The organism is uncultured Thiothrix sp., assembly GCF_937873765.1.
In the GTDB taxonomy this organism is placed as follows: domain Bacteria; phylum Pseudomonadota; class Gammaproteobacteria; order Thiotrichales; family Thiotrichaceae; genus Thiolinea.
On record NZ_CALMZC010000012.1, the window covers coordinates 120,074 to 126,498 of the forward strand.

The 6,425-nt window shown below is 46.0% G+C and carries 3 protein-coding genes; 1 reads left to right on the forward strand and 2 read right to left on the reverse strand.

The window, feature by feature from the left end; all coding sequences use genetic code 11:
- The first annotated feature begins 4 nt into the window (after positions 1-4).
- The gene (locus Q0307_RS02480) at positions 5-2,032 is read left to right on the forward strand and encodes an FAD-dependent oxidoreductase (protein WP_298655956.1); all 2,028 of its coding nucleotides are present in this window, start codon (positions 5-7) and stop codon (positions 2,030-2,032) included.
- Between the two features lie 50 nt (positions 2,033-2,082).
- Here the strand turns inward: Q0307_RS02480 and Q0307_RS02485 are convergent, their stop codons facing one another.
- Together Q0307_RS02485 and Q0307_RS02490 are read right to left on the reverse strand one after the other, a co-directional pair.
- Complete coding sequence (locus tag Q0307_RS02485; RefSeq protein WP_298655957.1) at positions 2,083-5,964, reverse strand: FAD/FMN-binding oxidoreductase; 3,882 nt, start codon at positions 5,962-5,964, stop codon at positions 2,083-2,085.
- Positions 5,965-6,065: 101 nt separating this feature from the next.
- Positions 6,066-6,317: a hypothetical protein gene (locus tag Q0307_RS02490; protein ID WP_298655960.1), complete on the reverse strand. Its 252-nt coding sequence runs from the start codon at positions 6,315-6,317 to the stop codon at positions 6,066-6,068.
- Positions 6,318-6,425 lie beyond the last annotated feature (108 nt).

Consider the following 6,425-nt stretch of genomic DNA (forward strand, 5'->3'; position numbering starts at 1 on the left):
TTTTATGGCACAGTCAGCACATCCACACTATCCCCAATTATTTACTCCGTTAGATTTAGGGTTCACGACCTTAAAAAATCGCGTTTTGATGGGCTCTATGCACCTAGGTTTAGAGGAATTACCCGATGGCTTTGAACGCATGGCTGCTTTTTACGCTGAACGCGCCCGCGCTAATGTTGCGCTCATCGTGACCGGCGGGATTGGCCCGAATCCAGAAGGTGCGATTCAAGCCCATGCAGCCGTTTTGAATAAACCTGAACAAGTCGCTCAACATCAAATTATTACCCAAGCCGTGCATCACGAAGGCAGCAAAATTTGCCTACAAATTCTGCATACCGGGCGCTATGCCTATAACCCAAAACTCGTTGCACCTTCAGCACTTCAAGCACCGATTAATCGTTTTGTTCCGCATGCATTGACCAGTGCTGAAATAGAACAGCAAATCCAAGACTTTGTGCACTGCGCAGCGCTGGCTCAACAAGCGAATTACGACGGTGTGGAAATTATGGGTTCAGAAGGTTATTTCCTGAATGAATTCATTGCCAAACGCACGAATCATCGTACCGATGAATGGGGTGGTACTTATGAGAATCGCATTCGTTTCCCCATTGAAGTGGTGCGTCGAGTGCGTGAAAAAGTGGGTAATCATTTCATTATTATCTTCCGCCTCTCGATGTTGGATTTAGTCGAACAAGGCAGTACCCTAGAAGAAATCATCCAATTAGGCCAAGCGATTGAGCAAGCGGGTGCAACGCTGATTAATACTGGCATTGGCTGGCATGAAGCACGGATTCCCACAATAGCGACTAAAGTACCGCGCGCTGCTTTCACGTGGGCAACGCATAAAGTTCGCCAATCACTCAAGATTCCGGTTATCACCTCCAATCGTATCAATATGCCAGCAGTGGCAGAAGCCGTGTTAATGCGTGGTGATGCTGATATGGTTTCAATGGCGCGTCCTTTCTTAGCTGATCCCGAATTTATGCTCAAAGCAGATCACGGTCGAGCCACTGAGATAAACACTTGTATCGCCTGTAACCAAGCCTGTTTAGATCATATTTTCGTGGGTAAACCTGCAACTTGCCTCGTGAATCCACGTGCTTGTAATGAACAGGATTTAGTTATTAGCCCCACGCAACAACCGAAAAAACTCGCAGTGGTAGGTGCAGGCCCTGCCGGTTTAGCCTTTGCAGTAACGGCAGCTCAACGCGGGCATCAGGTCACTTTATATGATACTCATAAGGAAATTGGTGGGCAGTTTAATCTCGCCAAACAAATACCGGGTAAGGAAGAATTCAATGAAACTTTGCGTTATTTCAAGTATCAGCTCGAAAAGCATGGCGTAAGTTTACGCTTAGGCCAACTCGTCACAGCCGCTGAGTTAGAAACAACAGATGCGGAGGAAATCATTCTTGCTACCGGCATCAATCCACGGGTTCCTGCTATTCCGGGCATTGAACACCCGAAAGTGTTGCTCTACACCGAGATGATTAAAGGGGCTAAAGTCGGTCAAAAGGTTGCATTGATTGGTGCAGGTGGGATTGGTTTTGATGTAGCTGAATTACTCACCCATGATCAAGATGACAGTAGCTCAAATATCCGAAGTTTCATGGATAAATGGGGGGTGGATATGAGTATGCAGCAGCCGGGTTGTGTGCATCCAGAGCTAGAACCAGCACCCAGCGAGCGTACTATTTACTTACTTCAACGCAAAACCACCAAAGTTGGTGATGGTTTGGGCAAAACCACGGGCTGGATTCATCGTGCCGATCTAAAGCGCAAAGGGGTGCATATGCTATCTGGTTGCGACTATCAAAAAATTGATGATAAAGGTCTACATCTAAGCATCAATGGTCAAGCGCAACTATTAGAGGTGGATACTATTGTGATTTGTGCTGGGCAAGAGCCATGTCGTGAACTACAGGCTGAATTAACCAAACCAACCCATTTGATTGGTGGCGCTGATGTAGCGGCTGAATTGGATGCGAAACGAGCCATTGATCAGGGGACACGTTTAGCCGCCATGATCTGATGAGCCTAGAAAAGCGGCTTAGTTAAATAAGCCGCTATTTGATCAGTGAGTTAGAGTAGAACTTTCTCAATTCCACCGTGAGTAGCGCGTTCAATAAAGGCTTGCTGCCATTTTTCACCGAGTAAATGATTCGCCATTTCCACGACAATATAGTCAGTTTCTAAGCCCGTATCATCGGCATAGCGTGACAAACCTTGCTGGCAAGCAGGGCAAGATGTCAGTAATTTCACATTACCGTTTTTGGCAGTCGTTTCGCCCGTGAGCTCCTTAATACCAGCCCGTAAGCTTTCCTCCTTACGGAAGCGTAGTTGGCTAGCAATATCAGGGCGGCTGACCGCAAAAGTACCTGCCTCACCACAGCAACGCTCAGTAAGTAAAACTGGTTTACCCACTAGTTCGCTAGCAACTTTAATCGGTGCATAGGTTTTCATCGGCGTATGACAAGGATCGTGATACAGATATTGCACACCCTGCACCCCATCCAGTTTTAGACCTTTTTCTAGCAAATACTCATGAATATCGAGTAAACGACAACCGGGGAAAATGCGCTCAAATTGATATTTGAGGAGCTGATCCATACAAGTACCGCAGGATACAATCACCGTTTTAATATTCAGGTACTTTAAAGCACCAGCTACTCGATGGAAGAGCACACGATTTTCAGTAGAAATCTCTGTACCTTTATGCAAATCACCGCTGGCGTTTTGCGGATAGCCGCAGCATAAATAGCCGGGAGGCAATACCGTTGTCGCACCTACGTCATAGAGCATGGCTAAAGTAGCTAAACCTACTTGGCTAAAAAGACGCTCAGAACCACAACCGGGGAAGTAGAACACCGCATCACTGCCTTCTTTTTGTGGATCACGCAGAATTGGCACAATCTTACTGTCTTCCAAGCCCAGCATTGCGCGCGTTGTTTTCGTAGGCAAACCAGCCGGTAAAGGCTTTTTCACAAACTGAATGACTTGTTCTTTAATTGCAGGTGTACCGGTCGTTCCAGCAGGGCGTTTACTGTTTTGCACTAGACCCGTATTTTTCGCTATTTTATAGGCAACCCGCTGCACCTTAAAACCTAAATCAATCATACCTTTACGCAGTAAATTGATTTTCATTGGGTCTTTCAGGTTCAAAAACTGCATCGAGGCCCAAGTCACTGGACTGGTTTTCTTTTTACCTTGATCACGCAAAATGCTGCGCATGCGAATACTAACTTCACCAAAATCAATATTCACTGGACAAGGATTAAAGCATTTATGACAAACCGTGCAATGATCCGCGACATCATTCATTTCATCAAAGTGGCGAATAGAGATACCCCGCCGAGTTTGCTCCTCATACAAGAAGGCTTCAATCATTAAGCCAGTAGCGAGAATTTTATTGCGCGGCGAATACAGCAGATTAGCGCGGGGAATATGCGTATTACAAACCGGCTTACACTTACCGCAGCGTAAGCAATCTTTAATATCTTTATTGAGTGCACCCAACTCATTATGCTCTAGCAATAAGGCTTCGCGCTCTACTAAGCGTAAAGAGGGCGTATAAGCATTTTGTAAGCCAGAACCCGGCATCAATTTGCCTTTATTGAAATGCCCTTTCGGATCAACTTGTTGCTTATAAGTTGCAAATTCTTCTACTTCACGCTTATCTAAATACTGGTATTTGGTGATACCGATACCATGCTCGCCCGAAATAACGCCATCTAAGCGCCGTGCCAGCACCATAATCTCATCTACGACTTTTTCTGCTTCATGCAGCATTTCATAGTCGTTGGACATGACTGGAATATTAGTATGCACATTGCCATCACCCGCATGCATATGCAGCGCCACGAATAGGCGACCTGAACGATAGCGACTATGAATCTTATCCAACGTTTCTCTTAGTGGATTTAATTCGCGTCCGACAAACATTTCCTTTAAAGAGCGTTCAACTTCAGTGCGATAAGAAATCCGCAAATCACGTCGCAGTAGGAGATCAATAAGCCGATCCGTCGGACGTAAAGCAGCCCGTGCTGTATCATCTAATAACTCTGGAAAACCTGCTGCTGGCTGGTCGAAATTCGCTAATAAACATTCCCAACGGGCTTTAACTTTTAGTAAATACTCTTGAGCATGGACACGCTTAGCATCCACCATCGCTGAGCGTTCAGCACTGGCTTCATAGTCAGGCACATTGCGCAGTTCCAGCAAATCACCTTGCAAATAAGCGAGCACTGCATCCAGCATTTTCAGTTTATTCTGCATAGACTGACGCACATTGATGCGCTCAATGCCTTCGGTATATTCCGCTAAGTTATGCAGCGGGATCACCACATCTTCATTGATTTTGAAAGCATTGGTATGTGCTGCAATAGCCGCCGTGCGGGAGCGATCCGCCCAGAATTGGCGACGTGCTTCAGGGCTAATCGCAATAAAGCCCTCAGCATTACGAGCATTCGCTAAGCGCACCATTTCCGCTGCGGTGCGTGCTACGGCAGTTTCATCATCACTGACAATATCCGCAATCAAAACCATTTTAGGCAAGCTGCCTCGTGCACCTTTAGGCGTATATTTAACGGCTTTGACATAGCGCTCATCTAGATGCTCTAAACCCGAGAGCAGCACCTTATCGAGGCTGTCTAAATAATCTTTAATCTCAACAATGGCAGGAACAGCTTCATGCAAATCTGTACCGTAAAATTCTAAGCAGACGGTGCGAATCTGATCGGGCATGCGGTGCAAAATGAACTCTGCAGAAGTGATTAAACCATCACAGCCCTCTTTCTGAATGCCCGGCAAGCCTCCCAGAAATTTATTGGTCACATCCTTCCCTAAACCCTCCTTGCGGAAATAGCGACCAGGGAAACTCAAAAGTTTGGCTTCACCTTTTTTAGTTTTGCCATCATGCCCAAAATATTGAACCGAGAAACTGACCTCAGCTTGGTCGTGAATCTTGCCAAGATTATGATTTAGCCGGGTCACCTCTAGCCATTCAGCATCAGGAGTCACCATTCTCCAAGAAAGCAAATTATCGAGGGTTGTTCCCCACAAAACGGCTTTTTTCCCACCCGCATTCATGGCGATATTCCCGCCAATGGTAGAGGCATCTTGCGAAGTCGGATCAACCGCAAACACGAGTTTATGTTTACCGGCCAAATCGGAGACCCGACGAGTGACGACACCCGCACCGGTACGCACCACAGGTACTATACCCTCTACTCCCGGTAAGTTCGTGCGTAGCTCGACTTCACCCAAGGACTCTAATTTCTCAGTATTAATGACTACACTACGCGCATCTAGAGGCACTGCACCGCCGGTATAGCCCGTACCACCTCCACGCGGAATCACCGTCAAACCTAAGTCAATACTAGCTTGAACTAAAGCTGCCATTTCCTCTTCGGTATCTGGAGTTAACACTACGAAAGGTAATTCAACCCGCCAGTCGGTCGCATCAGTCACATGCGAAACCCGTGCTAAACCATCGAATTGGATATTATCTTTACGGGTGAAGGCAGCGAACTTTTTGCGCGCTTTTTCACGTAAAACCGCGTGCTGAGCAAAATCTTTCGCGAAATTATCAATCACTTTGCTGGTAATCTGCATCAGCTCTAAAGTTAGTGCATTATTATTCGCCCGACTTTGAATCCGCTCTAAGCGCTCCCGCAGGGTTTCTAGCAAAGAATCGAAGCGTTTGGGATTATCCAGCAGATCATCTTGGATATAGGGATTGCGATTGACTACCCACAAATCACCTAGCATTTCCAAGAGCATATGCGAGGAAATACCTGTAGCCCGCTCATTTCTTAACTGCTTGAGAATATCTAAAGCACGCTGACCAAGCAGGCGTAGGACGATTTCTCGATCAGAGAAGGACGTATAGTTATACGGAATCTCACGTACCGGCGCTCTATCCTGTGGCGCGGTCAATGATTGAGCAGGTACTGGGGCAGTCATAGCATCCACCAATAGAAAAAGAAAGCGAGTTTAACGCGATGCAACATTGAAAAAAACCATAGAATTTTTAATTATTCTTAGAGCAATATATAAATTAAGGCTTAGAAACTATGTGAAAGCCCCACTGCGGTAGTTTTGACTTGATCACCCGCCAAATGCGCCCGATTTTTATTAATACTATATTCGAAACTCAAGACTGTTTTCTTAGCAAGACGATAATCCAAGCCTACTGCGGACAACGTTTCTTTCTGCCCACCATCTTTGGACTTATTTTCACCATATTGTGCTTTTAAGAACGAATCACCTGATTGGAAGCCACCACTAACGACAAAAGCATCATGTCCACCACCCAACTCAGGGCGAGCTTGCTCAAAAGTCGCACCAATTTTATGACCTTCAAAAAAGGTAGGTCATGCACCAGAGGAGTTGAAGAGCCACTAAAGCGGTAGTAACTTAAGCGA